This is a genomic window from Massilia sp. TWR1-2-2 (genome assembly GCF_049897565.1).
Lineage (GTDB): Bacteria > Pseudomonadota > Gammaproteobacteria > Burkholderiales > Burkholderiaceae_D > JAFCUW01.
The window spans coordinates 1-17,792 of record NZ_JAFCWM010000026.1 but is presented as its reverse complement, the minus strand read 5'-3'; the positions used below and the strand labels follow the sequence as shown (position 1 = coordinate 17,792).

The 17,792-nt window shown below is 66.6% G+C and carries 19 protein-coding genes; 7 read left to right on the top strand and 12 right to left on the bottom strand.

Annotated features, from left to right (window positions below; genetic code table 11):
* Positions 1-63: 63 nt before the first annotated feature.
* Entirely contained in the window at positions 64-2,706 is a 2,643-nt protein-coding gene (gene pepN, locus ACP7DD_RS20795; RefSeq protein WP_426176744.1) for an aminopeptidase N, read from the top strand.
* A gap of 97 nt (positions 2,707-2,803) precedes the next feature.
* Positions 2,804-2,935, top strand: a complete 132-nt coding sequence (locus ACP7DD_RS20790) for a hypothetical protein (protein ID WP_426176743.1) — start codon at positions 2,804-2,806, stop codon at positions 2,933-2,935.
* 12 nt (positions 2,936-2,947) lie between these two features.
* Here the strand turns inward: ACP7DD_RS20790 and ACP7DD_RS20785 are convergent, their stop codons facing one another.
* Entirely contained in the window at positions 2,948-4,330 is a 1,383-nt protein-coding gene (locus ACP7DD_RS20785; RefSeq protein ID WP_426176742.1) for a sensor histidine kinase, read from the bottom strand.
* On the bottom strand, positions 4,327-4,983 hold the full coding sequence (locus ACP7DD_RS20780) for a response regulator (RefSeq protein WP_426176741.1): 657 nt from the start codon (positions 4,981-4,983) through the stop codon (positions 4,327-4,329). The genes ACP7DD_RS20785 and ACP7DD_RS20780 overlap by 4 nt, the downstream gene beginning before the upstream one ends.
* Positions 4,984-5,071: 88 nt before the next feature.
* Between ACP7DD_RS20780 and ACP7DD_RS20775 the strand changes: the two genes are divergently transcribed.
* Positions 5,072-5,728, top strand: a complete 657-nt coding sequence (locus ACP7DD_RS20775; protein WP_426176740.1) for a hypothetical protein — start codon at positions 5,072-5,074, stop codon at positions 5,726-5,728.
* Here ACP7DD_RS20775 and arsC read toward each other — a convergent pair.
* Positions 5,710-6,135 (bottom strand): arsenate reductase (glutaredoxin), encoded by a 426-nt coding sequence (gene arsC / locus ACP7DD_RS20770; RefSeq protein WP_426176739.1) that lies wholly within the window; start codon positions 6,133-6,135, stop codon positions 5,710-5,712. The genes ACP7DD_RS20775 and arsC overlap by 19 nt on opposite strands.
* 204 nt (positions 6,136-6,339) lie before the next feature.
* Between arsC and ACP7DD_RS20765 the strand changes: the two genes are divergently transcribed.
* Entirely contained in the window at positions 6,340-6,963 is a 624-nt protein-coding gene (locus tag ACP7DD_RS20765; RefSeq protein ID WP_426176738.1) for a 1-acyl-sn-glycerol-3-phosphate acyltransferase, read from the top strand.
* Here the strand turns inward: ACP7DD_RS20765 and ureG are convergent.
* The 9 genes from ureG to ACP7DD_RS20720 form a co-directional block, all read right to left on the bottom strand.
* Entirely contained in the window at positions 6,960-7,577 is a 618-nt protein-coding gene (gene ureG, locus ACP7DD_RS20760) for an urease accessory protein UreG (protein WP_426176737.1), read from the bottom strand. The genes ACP7DD_RS20765 and ureG overlap by 4 nt on opposite strands.
* Before the next feature lie 16 nt (positions 7,578-7,593).
* On the bottom strand, positions 7,594-8,259 hold the full coding sequence (locus tag ACP7DD_RS20755) for an urease accessory protein UreF (protein ID WP_426176736.1): 666 nt from the start codon (positions 8,257-8,259) through the stop codon (positions 7,594-7,596).
* Positions 8,256-8,762 (bottom strand): urease accessory protein UreE, encoded by a 507-nt coding sequence (gene ureE, locus ACP7DD_RS20750; RefSeq protein ID WP_426176735.1) that lies wholly within the window; start codon positions 8,760-8,762, stop codon positions 8,256-8,258. Before ureE ends, ACP7DD_RS20755 begins: the two co-directional genes overlap by 4 nt.
* Positions 8,763-8,773: 11 nt before the next feature.
* A complete protein-coding gene (gene ureC / locus ACP7DD_RS20745) occupies positions 8,774-10,474 on the bottom strand; it encodes an urease subunit alpha (RefSeq protein WP_426176734.1) in 1,701 nt (566 codons plus the stop codon).
* Positions 10,471-10,779: an urease subunit beta gene (locus ACP7DD_RS20740; RefSeq protein WP_426176733.1), complete on the bottom strand. Its 309-nt coding sequence runs from the start codon at positions 10,777-10,779 to the stop codon at positions 10,471-10,473. The genes ureC and ACP7DD_RS20740 overlap by 4 nt, the downstream gene beginning before the upstream one ends.
* 7 nt (positions 10,780-10,786) lie before the next feature.
* The gene (gene ureA / locus ACP7DD_RS20735; protein ID WP_426176732.1) at positions 10,787-11,089 is read right to left on the bottom strand and encodes an urease subunit gamma; all 303 of its coding nucleotides are present in this window, start codon (positions 11,087-11,089) and stop codon (positions 10,787-10,789) included.
* A gap of 12 nt (positions 11,090-11,101) precedes the next feature.
* Entirely contained in the window at positions 11,102-11,935 is an 834-nt protein-coding gene (locus ACP7DD_RS20730) for an urease accessory protein UreD (RefSeq protein ID WP_426176731.1), read from the bottom strand.
* Positions 11,936-12,088: 153 nt separating this feature from the next.
* Positions 12,089-13,717 (bottom strand): SulP family inorganic anion transporter, encoded by a 1,629-nt coding sequence (locus ACP7DD_RS20725; RefSeq protein WP_426176730.1) that lies wholly within the window; start codon positions 13,715-13,717, stop codon positions 12,089-12,091.
* A gap of 5 nt (positions 13,718-13,722) precedes the next feature.
* Positions 13,723-15,171: a diguanylate cyclase gene (locus tag ACP7DD_RS20720; RefSeq protein ID WP_426176729.1), complete on the bottom strand. Its 1,449-nt coding sequence runs from the start codon at positions 15,169-15,171 to the stop codon at positions 13,723-13,725.
* Between the two features lie 175 nt (positions 15,172-15,346).
* On the opposite strand from ACP7DD_RS20720, the gene ACP7DD_RS20715 reads away from it, so the two are divergent.
* The 3 genes from ACP7DD_RS20715 to ACP7DD_RS20705 are packed head-to-tail and all read left to right on the top strand — an operon-like array spanning position 15,347 to position 17,671.
* Positions 15,347-16,318 (top strand): SDR family oxidoreductase, encoded by a 972-nt coding sequence (locus ACP7DD_RS20715; protein WP_426176728.1) that lies wholly within the window; start codon positions 15,347-15,349, stop codon positions 16,316-16,318.
* A gap of 25 nt (positions 16,319-16,343) precedes the next feature.
* Positions 16,344-17,432 carry a Ku protein gene (locus ACP7DD_RS20710; protein WP_426176727.1) on the top strand — a complete coding sequence of 363 codons (1,089 nt, stop codon included), beginning with the start codon at positions 16,344-16,346 and terminating at the stop codon, positions 17,430-17,432.
* A gap of 5 nt (positions 17,433-17,437) precedes the next feature.
* The gene (locus tag ACP7DD_RS20705; protein WP_426176726.1) at positions 17,438-17,671 is read left to right on the top strand and encodes a hypothetical protein; all 234 of its coding nucleotides are present in this window, start codon (positions 17,438-17,440) and stop codon (positions 17,669-17,671) included.
* Positions 17,672-17,792: the final 121 nt, after the last annotated feature.

The following is a 17,792-nucleotide window of genomic DNA, read 5'->3' as shown; positions in this document are numbered from 1 at the left end:
AAGATTTTCTTTCCAGTATTGCCGTGCTATTCTGCCGGGCTGCACCCCTCTCTAGGATACTTCGTGAAACCATTCGCTCCGCGCCTGCTCGCCGTCGCCATCGCCGCCATCGTCAGCGGCTGCGCCGTTGCCGCCAACTTGCCGCCCCGCGCCGACAACACCTACCTGACCCAGGCGGAAGCGGCGGCCCGATCGGCCCGCGTGTCCAATGTCGATTACGTGCTCGACTTCGCGCTGACGGGCAAGGAAACCTTCAGCGGCACCAGCAAGATCAGTTTCGACCTGAGCGACACGTCGACACCGCTCACCATCGACCTGGACAAGGCGACGATCAGCGCGCTGGTGGTCAACGGCAAGACGATGACGCCGCAATACAACCAGTTCTTCATCACCTTGCAGCCGCAGGACCTGGTCAAGGGCCGCAACACCGTGTCGGTGACGTACCAGCGGCTGCACAGCACCAACGGCGAAGGCCTGCACCGCATGGTCGATCCGGTCGACGGCAAGGTCTACACGTATTCGCATTTCGAGCCGGCCGCCGCGCACCAGATGTTCGCGCTGTTCGACCAGCCGGACCTGAAGGCGACGTTCCAGGTCAACGTCACGGCGCCGGCCGACTGGGTGGTCGTTTCCACCACGCGCGAGAGCGCGGTCAAAGCGGATCCCGCCGGCAAGCGCTGGACGTTCCCGGCATCGAAGAAACTGAGCGCGTACAACTTCTCGCTGCACGCCGGCCCGTACAAGGTATGGGAAGACAACAGCGCCAAGTATCCGATGCGCCTGTTTGCGCGCCAGTCGGTGGCCGCGCAGGTCACGCCGGCCGACTGGTTCCGCTACACCAAGCAGGGCCTGGCGTTCTTCGACGAGTACTTCGGCATCGCTTACCAGTTTGAAAAATACGACCAGCTGCTGGTGCCCGACTTCCTGTACGGCGCGATGGAAAACGCCGGCGCCGTTACCTTCGGCGAGCGCGGCTTCCTGCACAAGGCCGAGATGACGGCGGCCGAGCGCCAGGGCCTGGCCTCGACCATCATGCACGAGATGGCGCACCAGTGGTTCGGCGACCTGGTGACGATGAAATGGTGGAACGGCCTGTGGTTGAACGAGAGCTTCGCGTCCTTCATGGGCACGCTGGGCCTGGCCGAGTCGACCGAATTCAACAACGCGTGGCAGAGTTTTTACTCGGGCGCCAAGCAAGGCGCCTACTTCACCGACCAGTCGTTCTCGACCCACCCGATCGAGGTGCCGGTGGCGTCGACCGCGAACGCGTTCGACAACATCGACTCGATCACCTACGCCAAGGGCGCCTCGACCTTGATGCAGCTGCGCCACCTGCTCGGCGAAGACGTGTTCCGCAAGGGCGTGCATAACTACCTGGTCAAGTACGCATTCAAGAATGCGACGCTGGACGACTTCATCGGCAGCCTCGGCGAAGCGGCCGGGCGCGACCTCGGCAAGTGGACCCAGCAGTGGCTGTACAACGCCGGCGTCAACACGATCGCCGCCAGGTACAGCTGCGCGAACGGCAACATCAACAGCTTCACCTTGCAGCAAAGCGCGCCGAGCGCGGCCCTGCCGACCTTGCGCCAGCAGCGCGTCCAGGTTGCCACCTTCAAGGTCGAAGGCGGCAAGATGGTGCTCGGCAAGAACGTGCCGGTCACCTACACCGGCGTCAGCACCAAGGTGCCTGGGCTGGTCGGCAGCGCCTGCCCTGACCTGGTGTATCCGAACTACCAGGACTGGGGTTTCGCCAAGGTGCAGCTCGACAAGCGTTCGTTCGCCACCGCGCAGGCCAGCCTGGCGTCGGTGGAAGAGCCGCTGCTGCGCTCGATGTTGTGGCAGAGCCTGTGGGATGGCGTGCGCGACGGTCACCTGCCGCTCAACGAGTTCATCAAGACCGCGCTGGCGAATGCGTCGACGGAAAAGGATTACACCTTGCTGGCCAATGTGCTCGGCATGATGTCGCAGTCGCGCCGCTACATCGAGATGATGCAGGCCGACCCGGCGTACGTGCGCACGACCGGTGACGCGATGGAAGAACAGGCGTGGGCCGCGGTGCAGGCGAACAAGGGCGACAGCAACTTCCAGCGCAGCTGGTTTGGCCATTACGTTGGCGTGGCCAGCAGCAAGAACGCGCTCGACCGCCTCGCCGCGCTGCTTGACGGCACGCTGACGGTCGAAGGCCTGAACATCAGCCAGGACGTGCGCTGGAACATCATCGGCCGGCTCAACCGCTTCGCCTATCCGGGCAGCGCCGAGCTGATCGTCGCCGAGCAGGCGCGCGACAAGTCCGACAGCGGCGAGGCCGCCGCGCTTGCCGCGACCGTGATCCGTCCCGATCCGCAAATCAAGGCCGAATGGCTGGCCAAGATCGAGGACCTGAAGACCACGCTGCCGTTTTCCAAGGTGCGCGTGGCGATGGGCAGCCTGTACCCGGTCGAGCAGACTGCGCTGAGCGAAGCGAGTGCCGCCACGCGCCTGGCGCGGCTGCCGGCCATCGACAAGGCAGCGGGCCCGGTCTACATGCGCAGCTACGCGACGATGATCCCGGCCAGCTGCACGCCGGCCAGCGTGAAGCGGCTCGACACGGCCGTGGCGCAGTACAAGGACCTGTCGGCGTCGACCCGGCGCTCGCTGCTGACGACGCACCAGGAAGACCAGCGCTGCCTGATGATGAAAAAGGCGCTGACGGTGTCGAAGGGTTAATCGCCCGCAACACCGGGGTCAGACCCAGGTCTGACCCCGTTTGACATAAAGTCGACCACAGCGGCCCGCACTTCGTCGGGCCGTTCTTCATGGGGATGTGGCGGCACTCCTCGAGCACCAGCAGTTCGGCGTGCGGCGCCTGGCGTTGCAGTTCGTCCAGCTGATCGGGCGTGCGGCGCCGATGAGGCCCACTTCAAGTTCGATCGGCCCGCTGGGTGGATTGATCTGAATGCGTTGCATGCTAACTCCTTTCTGCCGACGGCAAGTCGGCAACGAAACCGCAGCCCTTGCCGCCCAGGCCAGGCCCGAGACGCACGGTGCCGTTCATGCGCGCGGCGGCCTGCCGCACGATGGCCAGGCCAAGGCCCGAGCCCACCGACTGCTGCCCCGCGCCGCGGCGGAAGCGCTCGAATATGTGCAGCTGTTCCTCCGGCGCGATGCCGGGACCGTCGTCGGACACGCTTAACCTCAGCGCCCCTTCCCACTCGCGCAGTTCGACCAGCACCTGGCCGCCGCTGCCGACGTACTCGATCGCGTTCGACACCAGGTTGTGCAAAATGGACTGCAGCGCGTGCGCGTCGAGCTGATGGAGCAGCGTGTCGGGCGATTCGAGCGACAGGTCGACGCCGCGGCGCATCGCCGCCGGCGCCAGCGAGGCCAGCTCCTGGCGCACCAGCTGGGCTACGTCGGTCGCGGCCGCCGCTGCGGCCGGCGCGCTGTCGGCTTGCGCCAGTGCCAGCAACTGGCGGATCAGGCGCGAAGCGCGGCCGATCGCGCGATCCATGGCGCGCTCGGCGCAGGCGCGCTGCTCGCCGGCCGGCGCTGTTGCCAGCACGTGCGCCTGCGCGGAAATCACCGCCAGCGGCGTGCGCAGTTCGTGCGCGGCGTCCTGCACGAAACCGCGCTCGGTTTCCATCTTGCTGCGCAGTTGCGCCAGCAGGCGGTCGATGCTCGAGGTGAGCGGCGTCAGCTCGGCATGTACGGCGCTCACGCCAAGCGGCTGCAGGTCGTCGGCGCCACGCGCGGCGATCGTCTGGGATAACTGACGCAGCGGCCGCAATCCGCTCGACACTGCCAGCCATATCGCGCCCAGGACGAGCACGAACGACACCAGCAGGTAAAAGCCCATGTCCCGGCTGATCCGCAGCAGCAGCGCGGCGGGAGCGAATTTTTCCTCGGCCAGCGCCACCGACCAGCGTGGCGAAGCGGCGCGGTAGGCACGCCAGCTGCGGCCATCGGCGGCGACGTCGGCGGCCCGGCCGGCAATCGGCGGCGTCCACGATGGGCCGGCGGAGCGATACAGCGGCGTGCCGGCGGCGTCCGACAGCACCATCAGCACACTGGCCGAACGCTGGGCGCGCGGGTTCGCCAGTGCGGGCGCGTCACCCGCGGACTGGTTCAGCATGCCGCTTGCCGCAGCGGCCAGCATGCGCGCCTCGCCGGCCGAGCTGGCGCCGTCGAGCGACACCAGCAGGCGCTCGGCGCGCGCGCGCAGGCGGGCGTCGAGGCGGCCCAGATCGGTCACCTGCCGGTAGATGACGGCCAGATTGAGCGCGAAAATCAGTCCGAACGCCAGCATCAGGGCCAGCACCACGCGCCGCACCAGGGTCGGTTGCGCCCTCATGCGGCCAGCATGTAGCCGATGCCGCGCACGGTGCGGATGCGCTCCGCGCCGATCTTGCGGCGCAAATTCGACACGTGTACTTCCAGCGCGCTGAAGTCGACGGCGTCGCCCAGCGGCTCGAGCCGCTGCGCCAGCACGCCTTTCGGCACCACCGTGCCGGGCACGCGCGCCAGTTCAAGCATCAGGTGAAATTCGCGCGGCGACAGATCCAGTTCGCGGCCGTCGAGGCGGGCCAGGTAGCGACGCGGCTCGATTTCGAGCGCGCCGATGCTCCAGCATTCGCCGGCCTGGCGCGCGTAGCGGCGCAGCACGGCGCGCAGGCGCGCCACCAGTTCGGCGGTGGCGAACGGCTTGATGATGAAGTCGTCGGCGCCGCCGTCGAGTCCCGCCAGGCGGTCGTCCAGGCCCGAGCGTGCGGTGATTATCATGACCGGCAGCGCGACACCGGCACGGCGCCAGCGCGCCAGTAGGTCGAGGCCACTGCCGTCGGGCAGCGACACGTCGAGCAGCGCGCAGTCGTAGTCGTCGTCGGCGAACGCGTGCGGCGCGTCGGCCAAGCGGCGCAGCCATTCGCTGCTGATGCCTTCAGTCTTGAGCGCCTGCTGCAGCGCGGCGCCGAGATCCAGGTCGTCTTCGATGATCAGTATGTGCATCTGGCGAGTATATCGGTTTCAACCTTTGGGTAAGCCAAAGGTTCGCGTCCCTACAATCGGCTGCACCTGTCGAACCCAAGGAACATCAATGCAACCCACGCACCTGCTCAATGTATTCATCCACGTCGGCTGCGGCATCGCCGCGATGGCGGTCGGCTTTATCATTCTGGCCGGCGCCAAAGGAACGATGCGGCACCGCCAGCTGGGCCGTCGCTTCGCCTGGCTCACGCTCGGCCTGTGCGGCTCGGCGGTAGCCGGCAACCTGCTGTTTCGCTTCATCCCCGTGTTCGCCATCCTGACCGTGCTGGTGCTTTACCAGTTCGTCGGCGGCTGGCGCGCGGTGCACACCAAGGAGCGCGGCCCGGCGCTGGTCGACGCCGCAATGACGGCGTGCGCCGCCACCCTCGCGTTCGCGCTGGCGCCCATCGTCATTGTCGCCGCCAGGGCCGATGGCTCGAGCGCGGTGGTGTATTCGTCGCTGGGCGCGCTGGCGATGGTGATCGCCTACGACACCTGCCGCTGGTGGTTCCCGGCCCACTGGCATGCGACGCTGTGGCGCTACGAGCACGTCTACAAGACGGTCGCCTCGCTGTTCGGCATGCTGTCGGCGGCCAGCGGAAACCTGATCCGCTTCGGCCAGCCATGGTCGCAGCTGCTGCCGTCGGCGTTCGGCATCGCCACCATCGGCTGGATGCTCTGGCGGCTGTGGCGCGGCCAGCGGCGCTCTTATCGGGCGATGCGCTGACCGCTGGCGTCGATGAGCGCCTCGCCGTCTTCCTTGCTGAAGGCGCCGCGCTGCGGCAGCGGCAGGATGTCGAGCACCAGCTCGGACGGCCGGCACAGGCGCACGCCTTGCGTGGTGACGACGAACGGGCGCTCGATCACGATAGGGTGCGCCAGCATGGCGTCGATCAGGGCGTCGTCATCGAGCGCCGGGTTGTCCAGGCCACGTTCGGCGTAGGCGGCTTCCTTGCGGCGAATGGCACCACGCACGGTGAGGCCGGCGGCAGCGATCATCGCCTTGAGCAGCGCGTGCGACGGCGGCTTGGCCAGGTAATCGATGACGGTCGGCTCGATGCCGGTGTTGCGGATCAGCGCCAGCGTGTTGCGCGACGTGCCGCAGCGGGCATTGTGGTAAATCGTGATGTCCATACAGGTCCTGTCGGTTTGGTCAGCGAATCATACTATTAACCCGTTGCTGGCCGCTACACCGGGGTCTGACCGCACAGGGTCAGACCCCAGACCCGCGCGGCTACTTGCGGCGTCTCGGCGGGCGCTATAAAATGCCACGCGGAATCTTTTTTCGCGCGCTAGCAATACACAAGAGAGTCTGTTCAGCAGGCCGATGGAGGCACGATGGACCAATACGCGCTGCGTCCGGCAGCACTTCCCACCAGGGGGCAGCGCGTGTCGCTGCGCCTGCTGCAGCTGATCGGCTGGAACGTGCGCTACAAGCCGCTGCCGGGTCCGCACGGCGTCGTCGTCGTGTATCCGCACACGTCGAACTGGGATTTTCCGGTCGGCCTGCTGGCCAAATGGGCGGTCGGACTGCCGTTTCGCTGGCTCGGCAAGGAGTCGCTGTTCAAGGGGATTCTCGGCGTGCCGATGCGCGCCTGGGGCGGCATGCCGGTCGAACGCGGCGCCTCCACCGGCGCCACCCAGCGCCTGGCGGCGACGATGAAAGCGGCGCCATGGTGCTGGATCGCCCTCGCGCCCGAAGGCACGCGCGGCCACCGCCCGCACTGGCGCAGCGGCTTTTATCACCTGGCGCTCACCGCCGGCGTGCCGCTGCTGCTGGTCTACATCGACTACCCGAACAAGGTGCTGTCGGTGGTCGACACACTGGAGCTGACCGGCGACCAGCCACGCGACATGGCCGCCATCGCCGCCGTCTACCAGGGCCACCATGGCCTGCATCCGGAACTGGAAGCGCCGATCGTGCTGGCGCCGCCGCGCGTCAGCGCCGACACGGTCCGCTAATACACCGCGTCGAACAGACCCTGTTCGCGGATGAACGCCATCACCTTGTCGACGCCTTCGCCGCTGCGTAAATTGGTGAACACGAACGGCCGCGCGCCACGTTGCGCCGCGGCGGCGCGCGCCATTACGGCCAGGTCGGCGCCGACATGCGGCGCCAGGTCGGTCTTGTTGATGATCAGGAGGTCGGAACGGGTGATGCCTGGCCCACCCTTGCGCGGGATCTTCTCGCCGCCGGCGACGTCGATCACGTACAAGGTCAGGTCAGACAGTTCGGGGCTGAAGGTGGCCGCCAGGTTGTCGCCGCCTGACTCGATCAGGATCAGGTCCAGGTCCGGAAAATCGGCCTGCATGCGGGCGATCGCTTCGAGATTGATCGAGGCATCCTCGCGAATTGCGGTATGCGGGCAGCCGCCGGTTTCCACTCCCATCAGGCGCTCGGGCGCCAGCGCGTTGGCGCGCACCAGGATGTCCATATCCTCGCGCGTGTAGATGTCGTCGGTGATGACGGCCATGTCGTAGTCGTCGCGCATGCCATTGCACAGCATCTCGCACAGCGCCGTCTTGCCGGAGCCGACCGGCCCGCCGATGCCGACCCGCAGTGGATTTGAACTCATCGTGTTCCTCTTCTTTTCATGAGCGGTAAAGCCGTCCATGCTGCACTTCGTGCCGCATCGACAGCATGGAGTAGCCAGGCGCCCAGTTCGGCATCTCACCATCGGTCAGCGTACAGGCGCGCTGCGCCGCCTCTTCAAGATCGGGGGCCAGCGACAGCAGCAGGCGCTGGCCGGCCATCTGCCCCAGCGGCACGGACTTTACGCACACCAGCACCTGGTTCTCGGCCCACGAGAACAGCATCGCCAGCAGCGCCTCGCGGTGCGGAATGCCAAGCGCCGACACGGCGCAGGCAAACGCGGTGGGCCGGCTAACTTCAGCGCCCAGCTTCGAGACGTCGGCCAAGCCAAGTTCGGCCACCAGCCTGGTCAGCGAATAGCCCATCTGGATAGTCTCGGCGCGGAACTCGGGGCTGTCGCGCGAGGCGATGAAGCGCTCGCTCCACAGGGCCACTTCGGCGTCGTCGCCGGCGTCGACGGCTTTCAACAGGCGCCACAGCAGCGGCGCATCCCACGTGGCGATGACGCCGAGCAGGCAGCCGGCGATCCAGTCGCGCGCCGAGGCGGCATCGGTTACCGTGCCCCCGTCGATTGCCGTTTCCAGCCCTTGCGAGTAGCTGTAGCCGCCGTTCGGCAGCGCCGGGCTGGCAAACTGCAGCAGGTGCAACAAGGCGCCGGCGTTCATGCGAGCGCCTGGTCGCCCGGCCGATGGATCTTCTGGCGCGCGGGTACGGGCGCCAGAAAATGGTCGTCGTGACGGTGACCGGAGCCGGCGTAGGCGCCCTGCTCCGGCTCGAAGGCGGCGACCTGCTCCTCGACGCTGGCGCCGAGCCCTTCGACCATTTCGCGCAGCACCGGGTCGGCGCGGATGGTCAGCATGCCCTCGCCGATCTGCACCTGGGTATGGCGGTTCCCGAGGTGGAAGGCGCAGCGCGCCAGCACGAATGCGCTGTCGCAGCGCACCGCGTAGGTCGGCTCGAGCGCGGCGACGACTTCGACCCTGCGGTCGTCGGCGCCGGTCAGCAGGTCGCCGCCGCGCAGCACGGTGCCGCGCACGGTGAAGATGGCCACATCCTCGCCGGAGTCGAGGCGCGCGCGCAGTCGGCACTTTTCGCGCTGGTCGTACAGCAGCACGAGCCGGCCGCACAGGTTGGCGGCGCTGGTGACTTTGGTGTGCAGGGTCAGCATGGTTCGCTCTCTCAGAACAGGAAATAGCGCTGCGCCATCGGCAGCACGGCGGCAGCTTCGCACACCCGCAGCTGGCCGTCGGCGCGCACTTCGTAGGTTTCGGGATCGACTTCCATGTGCGGCGTGGCGCCGTTGTGGACCATGTGGGCCTTGCGCAGATGGCGCATGGCGCGCACGGGAATCAGCGTCTTTTGCAGTCCGAGCTGGCGGCCGATGTCGGCGTCGAACGCGGCCTGCGAGACAAACGTGAACGATTTTTTCAGGCCGCCACCGAAGGCGCCGAACATCATCCGGTAGTGCACCGGCTGCGGCGTCGGGATCGATGCGTTCGGGTCGCCCATCCGGGCGGCGGCGATCATGCCGCCCTTGACGATCAAGGAAGGCTTGACGCCGAAGAAGGCCGGCTTCCACAGCAAGATGTCGGCGATCTTGCCCACTTCGAGCGAGCCGACGATGTGCGACACGCCGTGCGTGATGGCCGGGTTGATGGTGTACTTGGCGATGTAGCGCTTGACGCGAAAGTTGTCGTTGCGGGCGCTGTCGGGCGCCAGCGCGCCGCGCTGCTGCTTCATCTTGTGCGCGGTCTGCCATGTGCGCATGATCGTTTCGCCGACCCTGCCCATCGCCTGCGAGTCCGAGGACATCATGGAAATGGCGCCGATGTCGTGCAGGATGTCCTCGGCGGCGATGGTTTCGCGGCGGATGCGCGACTCGGCGAACGCGACGTCCTCGGCGATGGCCGGGTCGAGGTGGTGGCACACCATCAGCATGTCGAGGTGCTCGTCGAGCGTATTGACGGTGAAAGGTCGGGTCGGGTTGGTCGACGACGGCAGCACGTTGGACTGGCCGACCGCGGCGATGATGTCGGGCGCGTGGCCACCGCCGGCGCCTTCGGTGTGGAAGGTGTGGATGGTGCGGTCCTTGAACGCGGCCAGCGTGGACTCGAGGAAGCCGGCCTCGTTGAGCGTGTCGGAATGCAGCGCCACCTGCACGTCCATGCGGTCGGCCACCGCCAGGCAGTTGTCGATCGCAGCCGGCGTGCTGCCCCAGTCCTCGTGGAGTTTAAGTCCGATGGCGCCGGCGCGCACCTGTTCTTCGAGCGGCACCGGCAGGCTGACGTTGCCTTTGCCGAGAAAGCCCAGGTTCATCGGAAACGCATCGGCGGCGCCCAGCATGGCGTGCAGGTGCCACGGTCCCGGCGTGCAGGTGGTGGCGGCGGTGCCGGTGGCCGGGCCGGTGCCGCCGCCAATCATCGTCGTCACCGCGCTCATCAGCGCTTCCTCGATCTGCTGCGGGCAGATAAAGTGGATGTGGGTGTCGACGCCGCCGGCGGTGACGATGGAGCCTTCGCCGGCGATGATCTCGGTGGCCGCGCCGATCGCCATCGTCACGTTCGGCTGGATGTCCGGATTGCCGGCGCGGCCGATGGCGGCGATCAAGCCGTTCTTGATGCCGATGTCGGCCTTGACGATGCCCCAGTGGTCGACGATGACGGCATTCGTGATGACGGTGTCCATCACGTCGGCATGACTGCGCTGCGACTGGCCCATGCCGTCGCGGATCACTTTGCCGCCGCCGAACTTGACCTCCTCGCCATATAGAGCGAAGTCCTGTTCGATCTCGATGAACAGGTCGGTGTCGGCAAGACGGATGCGCTCGCCCGTGGTGGGTCCGTACATTTCGGCGTAGGCCTGGCGTGTGATGGTAGTCATTCGAGCGCCCCCATCACCAGGCCATTGAAGCCGTAGACGTGGCGCGCGCCGGCCAGGTCGACCAGTTCGACGGTGCGCTGCTGGCCCGGCTCGAAGCGCACCGCGGTGCCGGCGGCGATATTGAGGCGCATGCCGCGCGCATCGGCGCGGTCGAACAGCAGGGCCGTGTTGACCTCGAAAAAATGGAAGTGCGAGCCGACCTGGATCGGCCGGTCGCCGTTGTTGGCCACCACCAGCGTGACCGTGCGGCGGCCGACGTTGATCTCGATGTCGTCGGATTCAAGCAGGTATTGGCCGGGGATCATGGCGCCCTCAGGGAATCGGGTTGTGGACGGTAACGAGCTTGCTGCCATCCGGGAAGGTGGCCTCGACCTGGATGTCGGGGATCATTTCGGCGATGCCGTCCATGACATCGCCGCGCGTCAGGATCGTGGCGCCCTCGGACATCAGCTGGGCGACCGTCTTGACGTCGCGCGCGCCCTCAAGGATGGCGGCGCTGATGAGAGCCACCGCTTCGGGATAATTGAGTTTGAGGCCGCGCGCCAGGCGCCGTTCGGCCAGCAGGCCCGCGGTAAAGATCAGCAGCTTGTCTTTTTCGGGTGGAGTCAGGTCCATATGCCAGTCCTTTTATGTGTTCCAGATGCGCGGCAGCGGCGCATCGCAGCCAAGCAGGTGCGGACGCAGCGCCTGCCATACTTTGAAAATGGCGCCGCGCGCCGCTTCGCTGTCGTCGCCCAGGTAGCGCGCCACGCACACCGACTTGACCTGGCTAAGCGCCAGAGCCGGGTCGATGGCGCGCATGCTGGCCAACAGGGGCGCGGGCATCGGCGGGCCGACGGCGATGAGGGTTGCGCAGACCGAGGCGCCGTGCAGCCCGAAACGGCTGTTGATGCCGCCGGCGTCGATCGCGCCCTGCTCCCACCACACCAGCTTACCGGCGCTGCGAACCTGGGTGCGCTGGCGGATCACGCCGCGGCGGAACGACTCACCCGATGCGCGCCGACCGAAGCACAGGATCTCGCCGCCGATGTAGCGCGCGCCTTCCTCCAGTTGGACATCGTGATCGAGCACCACGTTCGCGTCGTCGAAAAATATGGTCTCCTGCGGCATCCACTCGAAGGCGACGCCGGCGCAGGCGCGAATGCGCACGTCCTGGCGCGACACGCGGCCGTTGGCGCGATACCACTTCGACGCGACCGGCGTGGTGAGGAAGGCGTGACTGCCGGCGCCGGCGTCGGCAGCGAGTTCGAGGCAATCGCCGCCGACCACGCCGCCGGGCGGATGGATGACGATGGCGTGGCAGATGCGCGAGCCTTCCGGATACAACGGCTTTTGCACGCGCAGCGGTCCGCTGTGCGCGCGTTCGATCAGGCGGGTGACGCCGGCATCGTTGGCGAAGCGCAGCAGCAAGCTGGCGCGCCAGGCGGTGGTGGGATGGTCGGAGCGTGGGCAGTCTGGCATGACCCAAGGGTTAGCAGGATGCGTGCCAAGCGGCCCGCACCGGCCTGGCGCAGCGATGAGCGAACCCCCAGCTACCAAGTTCCTGGAGTGCGGCCATGCACTGCCGCGCGCACCGTGGCGGTGCACTGAAGTGCTGGTGTCAGCGTCACGAAGTCACGCTTTTCCGGTCAGCTCGTCCCAGGCCATGACGGTACTTAAGTACACCTTGCCGTTGAGGGTCGACAGCAGGTCGCTCGCCTTCAGGCGGTCCATCACCGGGCCTTTGACCTCGGCCAGGTGTAATCCGATGCCGCGCCCGCGCAGCATCTGATTAAGTTCGGCCAGGCCAAACAGCGCGGACGTGTCGATCGCATTCACGGCCGACAGCACCAGCACCAGGTGCCGCGTGGACGGCCGCTGCGCCAGTTCGTCCTCGACGCGGGAGTTGACGGCTTCGACGTTGCCGAAGAAAAGACCGGCGTCGATGCGCAGCATGAGGACGTCGGGTGCGGTGCCTGCCGGGTAGCGCTCGATATTGCGAAAGTGTTCGGTGCCGGCGATGCGGCCCAACACCGCGATGTGGGGGCGGCTGGCGCGCCAGATCAGGGTGCCCATCGACAGCACCACGCCGATGACGACGCCCGCCTCCACGCCCAACGCCAGCACGCCGGCGGCTGTGGCCACCAGCGCGAGCGCGTCGCCGCGGTCGTAGCGCATCGCCACGCGCAGCGTCGACAGTTCGAGCATGGTGAGGACGGCGACGATGATGGTGGCGGCCAGCGCCGGCAGCGGGATCAGCGCCAGCCAGCCGGTGGGTGCGATCAGCGCGAGCGCGAGCAGCAGCGCGGTGATGATGCTGGCCAGCGGCGTGTTGGCGCCGGCGGCGAAATTGACAGCGGAGCGCGACATGCTGCCGGTGACCGGAAAGCCGCCCGTCAGCGCGCTGCCGATGTTGGCTGCGCCCAGGCCGATCAGCTCCATGTTGCTGTGTACTTTTTCCTGGCGCTTCAGGGCGAGCGCCTGGGCCGCGGACATGCTGATCAAGAAGATCATGAAGCCGATCAGCAGCGCCGGCTGCAGCAAGGAACGCCAGTGGGCGTGCGACAGCGCCAGGTTCAGGCTCGGCAAGCCGGTGGGCACCGCGCCGGTGGTGCGTACGTCGAGGCCGAGCGAGGCGACCAGCACAGTGGCGCCGATCACCACTGCCATCGGCGCCAGGCGCGCGCCAACATCGGCGGCGGCGGGACGCATGCCGAGGCGACGCAGCAATGGCGCCAGCCAGCTGCGCGCGGCCAGCAACAGCAGCAGCGAGCCGATGCCGAGCAGCGCGCTTGGCGGGTGCAGCGCGGGCAGGTCGGCACCGGTCAGCGCAGGAAGTTGGCCGTACGCGATCACCAGGGCCGAGCCGATGGTAAAGCCGCTCATGACGGGACGCGAGAAGAAATTGGCTAGAAAGCCGATACGCAGCAGGCCGCACACGAGCAGCACGACGCCCGACAACAGCGCCAGCTGCGCGGCCAGCACGATGTAGAGGCCGGAGCCGGCCGCCGCCAGCGGCGCCAGCGCGGCCGCCGTCATCAGCGAGATGATCGCCATCGGCCCGACCGACTGCGCCATGCTCGAGCCGAACAGCGCGTACAGCAGCGGCGGCAGGATGCTGGCGTACAGGCCGAAGACCGGCGGCAGGCCGGCCACCATGGCGTACGCCATCGCCTGCGGGATCATCATCATCGCCACGACGATGCCGGCGCTGATGTCGCCGGCGAGCAGGCCGCGCCGGTACTGCCTCAACCAGCCCAGCATGCCGCTCACCGCATCGCCAGTTCCACGCAGTTGCGTCCGGCGCGCTTGGCGCGCGCCAGTGCCGCGTTCACCCGCAGCATCAGCGAGTCGGCGCTTTCCTGGTCATTGAGTTGCGCCACCGCGAGGCTGATGGTGAGGCGGTCGCAGCCCGGGAAGGCGGTGCCGGCGATGGCAACGCGGATTTTCTCGGCCAACTTGAGGGCGTCGATCGCGTTGGTGTGCGCCGCGACGATCTGGAACTGGTCGCCGCCGGAACGCGCCAGCAGGTCGCTCGCGCGCAGTGCCGCCTGGGTCGTTTCGCCGACGATGCGCAGCGCGGCGTCGCCGCACGGGTGGCCGTAGCGGTCGTTGATGTCCTTGAAGTGGTCGATGTCGTAGGCGATCAATGCGAGCGGCGCGCGGTAGCGGCGCGCGCGCTTGACTTCCTGCTCGAGCAGCTCCTCGCCACGGCGGCGGTTGGCCACGCCGGTCAGCGCGTCGTTGGTGGCCAGACCCGTCAGGCGAGCAACGAGCTGTTCGGCGTCGCGGCTCATCTCGTCCATGCGCAGGCCGAAGGCGGCCAGCTGCGCCAGGTCCGACAACGTGGCCAGTTCGTCGGACGTGAACACGTGGGCGCGCGCAAACAGCAGGCTGATGGCGCCGAGCGGTGCGCCGGGACCGGTCGCCAGGATCGGCACGCCGATCGCCATGCCGGCGCCGATGCCGAGCAGGGCCTGCGCCAGTTGCGGGTCGCCGGCCTTTTCGGGCGCGTCGAGCAGCGCCAGTTCGCCGGTGAAGGCGGCCAGCAGGCCCGGGAAGACGTGGCGCACCGGAGACTGCGACAGCGAGTCGGTCGTGGCGAGGATGCGTTCGAGGTCGAGGCCGGACGGCGAATGCTCGGCGCTGAGCGCGAGCTCGCCGGCGCTCGCTTCGAACATTGCCGCGTGCACCACGCCTGGCCAGGCGCACAGCGCGGCGCAGATCCTGACGGCGAGAGCGCGCTGGTCGTCGCCACCCTGCACTGCCTGCTGCACGTGCGAGCGCATCGCCAGCAGCCGGCGCAGTTGGTCGGCGCCGGACGCGCCAACCGGCGCCCGGGAAGCGAGGTGCTGATTGAGTTCATCGGCGGGGACCGGGCCGATGACATAGTCGAGCGGACCGCAGGACATCAGTTCGGCCAGCCAGCCGGCGGTGGAAAATGCGCACACCAGCAGCACCGGCGCGCCATTTCGCTGTCTAACGAGGGCGCCGACGGTGCCCTTGTCAAGGCTGCGGTCGAAATGCTCGAGGTCGATGACGAGCAGATCAATTTGCTGCTGCTGAGAAAGAATGTGTGCGGCCTGTTCGGCATCTTCGGCAAGGAACAGGCGGCCGAACTGTTCGCCGCTGGCGGCCTGAAAGTCGACGCGCCGCTGGGCGACCGGGTTCAGAAACAGTCCAACCTGCTGGGTGCTGGCATCAGCCTGCTGCGACATACGTACTCCTCGTAATTGCTCGGCCCGGACGGGCGCGGTGTCCGCCCGTAGTTTGCCATAAAGCACATGGGCCGCAAAGACAAAGGCGAATTGGCGCCCTGTGTGCGAGAGCGCACGGTGCGATGCGGGGGCGCCGCCAGATACTGGACGTGACAAATGACGAGAAGGAAACATCATGGCGAATCAGGACGATGTAGCTGACAAGCAGAAGGCGATCCAGAGCCGGCAGGACCAGAAGGATGCGTCGCAGCAGCGTGGCGAGGAAAGCAAGGAGGCGGTGCAGACCGGCCCGGTGATTCATCCCGGTCCGCCGATGGCGTCGCAGCACCTGAGCAAACCGGGCATCGAGGCCGAAATGGCGCAACGGCCCCAGTTCATGGCCGAGCACTACAAGGGCAGCGGCAAGCTGCAGGGCCAGGTAGCGATCGTCACCGGCGGCGACTCGGGCATCGGGCGCGCGGTGGCGGTACTGTTCGCGCGCGAAGGCGCCGACGTCGCCATCCTGTACCTCAACGAGCATGAGGATGCAGCCGAAACCCAGCGCTGCGTGGAAGCCGAGGGCCAGCGCTGCGTGACGGTGGCCGGCGACGTCAAGGACATGGCGTTCTGCCAGGAGGCGGTCGACAAGGTGGTGGCGCGGTGGGGGCGGCTCGACGTGCTGGTCAACAACGCGGCGTTCCAGGAGCATGCGGAGTCGCTGCTCGACCTGACCGAAGAGCGCTTCGACGAGACGATGCGCACCAACGTGTATGGCTACTTTCATATGGCGAAGGCGGTGCTGCCGTATCTGAAGCGCGGCGCATCGATCATCAATACCGGGTCGGTGACGGGACTGAAGGGCAGCAAGATGCTGCTCGACTATTCGACCACCAAGGGCGCCATTCACGCGTTCACAATGTCGCTGGCGGCGAACCTGATCGACAAGGGCATCCGGGTCAATGCGATCGCGCCGGGGCCGGTGTGGACGCCGCTCAATCCGGCCGACAAGCCGGCGTCGGAAATTGCGCAGTTTGGCGCCGACACCGATTATCACCGGCCGGCGCAGCCCGAAGAGCTGTCGCCGGCGTATGTGTTTCTGGCTTCATCGGTCTGCTCGAGCTACATCACCGGGATTGTGTTGCCGGTGACCGGCACGGTTGGCGAGTAGGCTTCATTCATCGAGGGGAATCGGTATGGCACGCAGCATGTGGAAAGGGGCGATCAGTTTTGGACTGGTCCACATCCCGGTCGAGATGTACCCGGCAGTACAAACTCATGGACTTGACCTGACCATGCTGGATCGCCGCGATTTTTCGCCCGTAGGCTTCAAGCGTTACAACAAGGGCAACGACAAGGAAGTGACGTGGGACGATATCGTCAAGGGCTACGAGTACACCTCCGGCGAGTACGTCGTGTTGTCGGACGAGGATCTGAGGCGCGCCAATCCAGAGGCGACCGGCACGATCGACATTCTCGCCTTCGTCGATGCCGAGGACGTTCCATTGCTGTACTACGAGCAGCCGTACTATCTCGCGCCCGGCAAGGGCGGCGACAAGGTGTACGCGCTGCTGCGCGAGACGTTGCGCTCGGCCGGCAAGATCGGCATCGCGACAGTTGTCATCCGCGTCAAGCAGCACTTGGCGGCGCTAGTGTGCGTGGGCGACACTATCGTGCTCAATACGCTGCGCTTTGCCGACGAGATCCGCACGACCGATGAGCTGAAAATTCCGACCGCCAGTTCGAAGACCGCCGCAGTATCCGACAAGGAGCTGAAGATGGCGATGGCGCTAGTCGAGGGCATGAGCGAGGAATGGAAGCCGGAGCAGTATCACGACACTTATCGCGAAGACGTGCTGGCGCTGGTGGAGCAGAAGGTCAAGGCGAAGGAAACCAAGACCATCACCATGCCGGGCAAGGAAGCGGCGCGGCCATCGTCGAGCAATGTGGTGGACCTGGTGGCGCTGCTGCAGCAGAGTATTGGCGGGAAGAAGTCGGGCAAGGGGAAGGCGGCGGCGGAGTCTTCTGAGGACGATGCTGAGGTTGCAGCGGAGGATGATGACGAGCCGCCACCGCCACGCAAGGTGCGCAAGCCTGCGGCCAACGACGAGCAGGAAGCGCCGGCTGCTGCGAAACCGCGCAAGGCGGCTGCCAAGGGTACTGAGAAGATTGCGGCTTCGGCTTCTGCTACCGCGGCAAAGCCGAAGAAGGCCGCGGCGGCGAAGTCAACTGCTGCTGCGCCCGCCAAGACGCATGCGCCGGCGCGGCGGAAGTCGGCGGCCTGAGCGTTATGGGGGACTGGATCGACCTGTTGCAGTGGCCGGCAATGGCGGTGACCCTGTATGCGGCGTACCTGATTGGGTCGAAGCGGCCGGATCGGCGGATCTTCGGTTTCTGCATGTTCATCCTCAGTAATTTGCTGTGGATTTTTTGGGGGTGGCATGATGAGGCGTATGCGCTGATTGCGTTGCAGGTGGCGTTGTTGGCGGCGAATGTCAGGGGGATTATGAAGAACGAGCAGTAGTCCTAGCCTGAATTTTGCATAAAAAAGGGCAAGAATGCCGTAAGTGATTGATAAAATGTGAGTTATCGAGAAACACAATTTACAACACGAACACCACCTTGCCCGATATGAATTCTACCCC

Coding starts and splice junctions, on each gene's coding strand:
- ACP7DD_RS20720 (WP_426176729.1), bottom strand. CDS start 15,171: ATGTCGCAGCAGGCTGATGCCAGCACCCAGCAGGTTGGACTGTTTCTG.
- ureC (WP_426176734.1), bottom strand. CDS start 10,474: ATGACTACCATCACACGCCAGGCCTACGCCGAAATGTACGGACCCACC.
- ACP7DD_RS20725 (WP_426176730.1), bottom strand. CDS start 13,717: ATGCTGGGCTGGTTGAGGCAGTACCGGCGCGGCCTGCTCGCCGGCGAC.
- ACP7DD_RS20730 (WP_426176731.1), bottom strand. CDS start 11,935: ATGCCAGACTGCCCACGCTCCGACCATCCCACCACCGCCTGGCGCGCC.
- ACP7DD_RS20785 (WP_426176742.1), bottom strand. CDS start 4,330: ATGAGGGCGCAACCGACCCTGGTGCGGCGCGTGGTGCTGGCCCTGATG.
- ureA (WP_426176732.1), bottom strand. CDS start 11,089: ATGGACCTGACTCCACCCGAAAAAGACAAGCTGCTGATCTTTACCGCG.
- arsC (WP_426176739.1), bottom strand. CDS start 6,135: ATGGACATCACGATTTACCACAATGCCCGCTGCGGCACGTCGCGCAAC.
- ACP7DD_RS20710 (WP_426176727.1), top strand. CDS start 16,344: ATGGCACGCAGCATGTGGAAAGGGGCGATCAGTTTTGGACTGGTCCAC.
- ACP7DD_RS20755 (WP_426176736.1), bottom strand. CDS start 8,259: ATGAACGCCGGCGCCTTGTTGCACCTGCTGCAGTTTGCCAGCCCGGCG.
- ACP7DD_RS20780 (WP_426176741.1), bottom strand. CDS start 4,983: ATGCACATACTGATCATCGAAGACGACCTGGATCTCGGCGCCGCGCTG.
- ACP7DD_RS20715 (WP_426176728.1), top strand. CDS start 15,347: ATGGCGAATCAGGACGATGTAGCTGACAAGCAGAAGGCGATCCAGAGC.
- ACP7DD_RS20705 (WP_426176726.1), top strand. CDS start 17,438: ATGGGGGACTGGATCGACCTGTTGCAGTGGCCGGCAATGGCGGTGACC.
- ACP7DD_RS20740 (WP_426176733.1), bottom strand. CDS start 10,779: ATGATCCCCGGCCAATACCTGCTTGAATCCGACGACATCGAGATCAAC.
- ACP7DD_RS20775 (WP_426176740.1), top strand. CDS start 5,072: ATGCAACCCACGCACCTGCTCAATGTATTCATCCACGTCGGCTGCGGC.
- ureG (WP_426176737.1), bottom strand. CDS start 7,577: ATGAGTTCAAATCCACTGCGGGTCGGCATCGGCGGGCCGGTCGGCTCC.
- ACP7DD_RS20765 (WP_426176738.1), top strand. CDS start 6,340: ATGGACCAATACGCGCTGCGTCCGGCAGCACTTCCCACCAGGGGGCAG.
- ureE (WP_426176735.1), bottom strand. CDS start 8,762: ATGCTGACCCTGCACACCAAAGTCACCAGCGCCGCCAACCTGTGCGGC.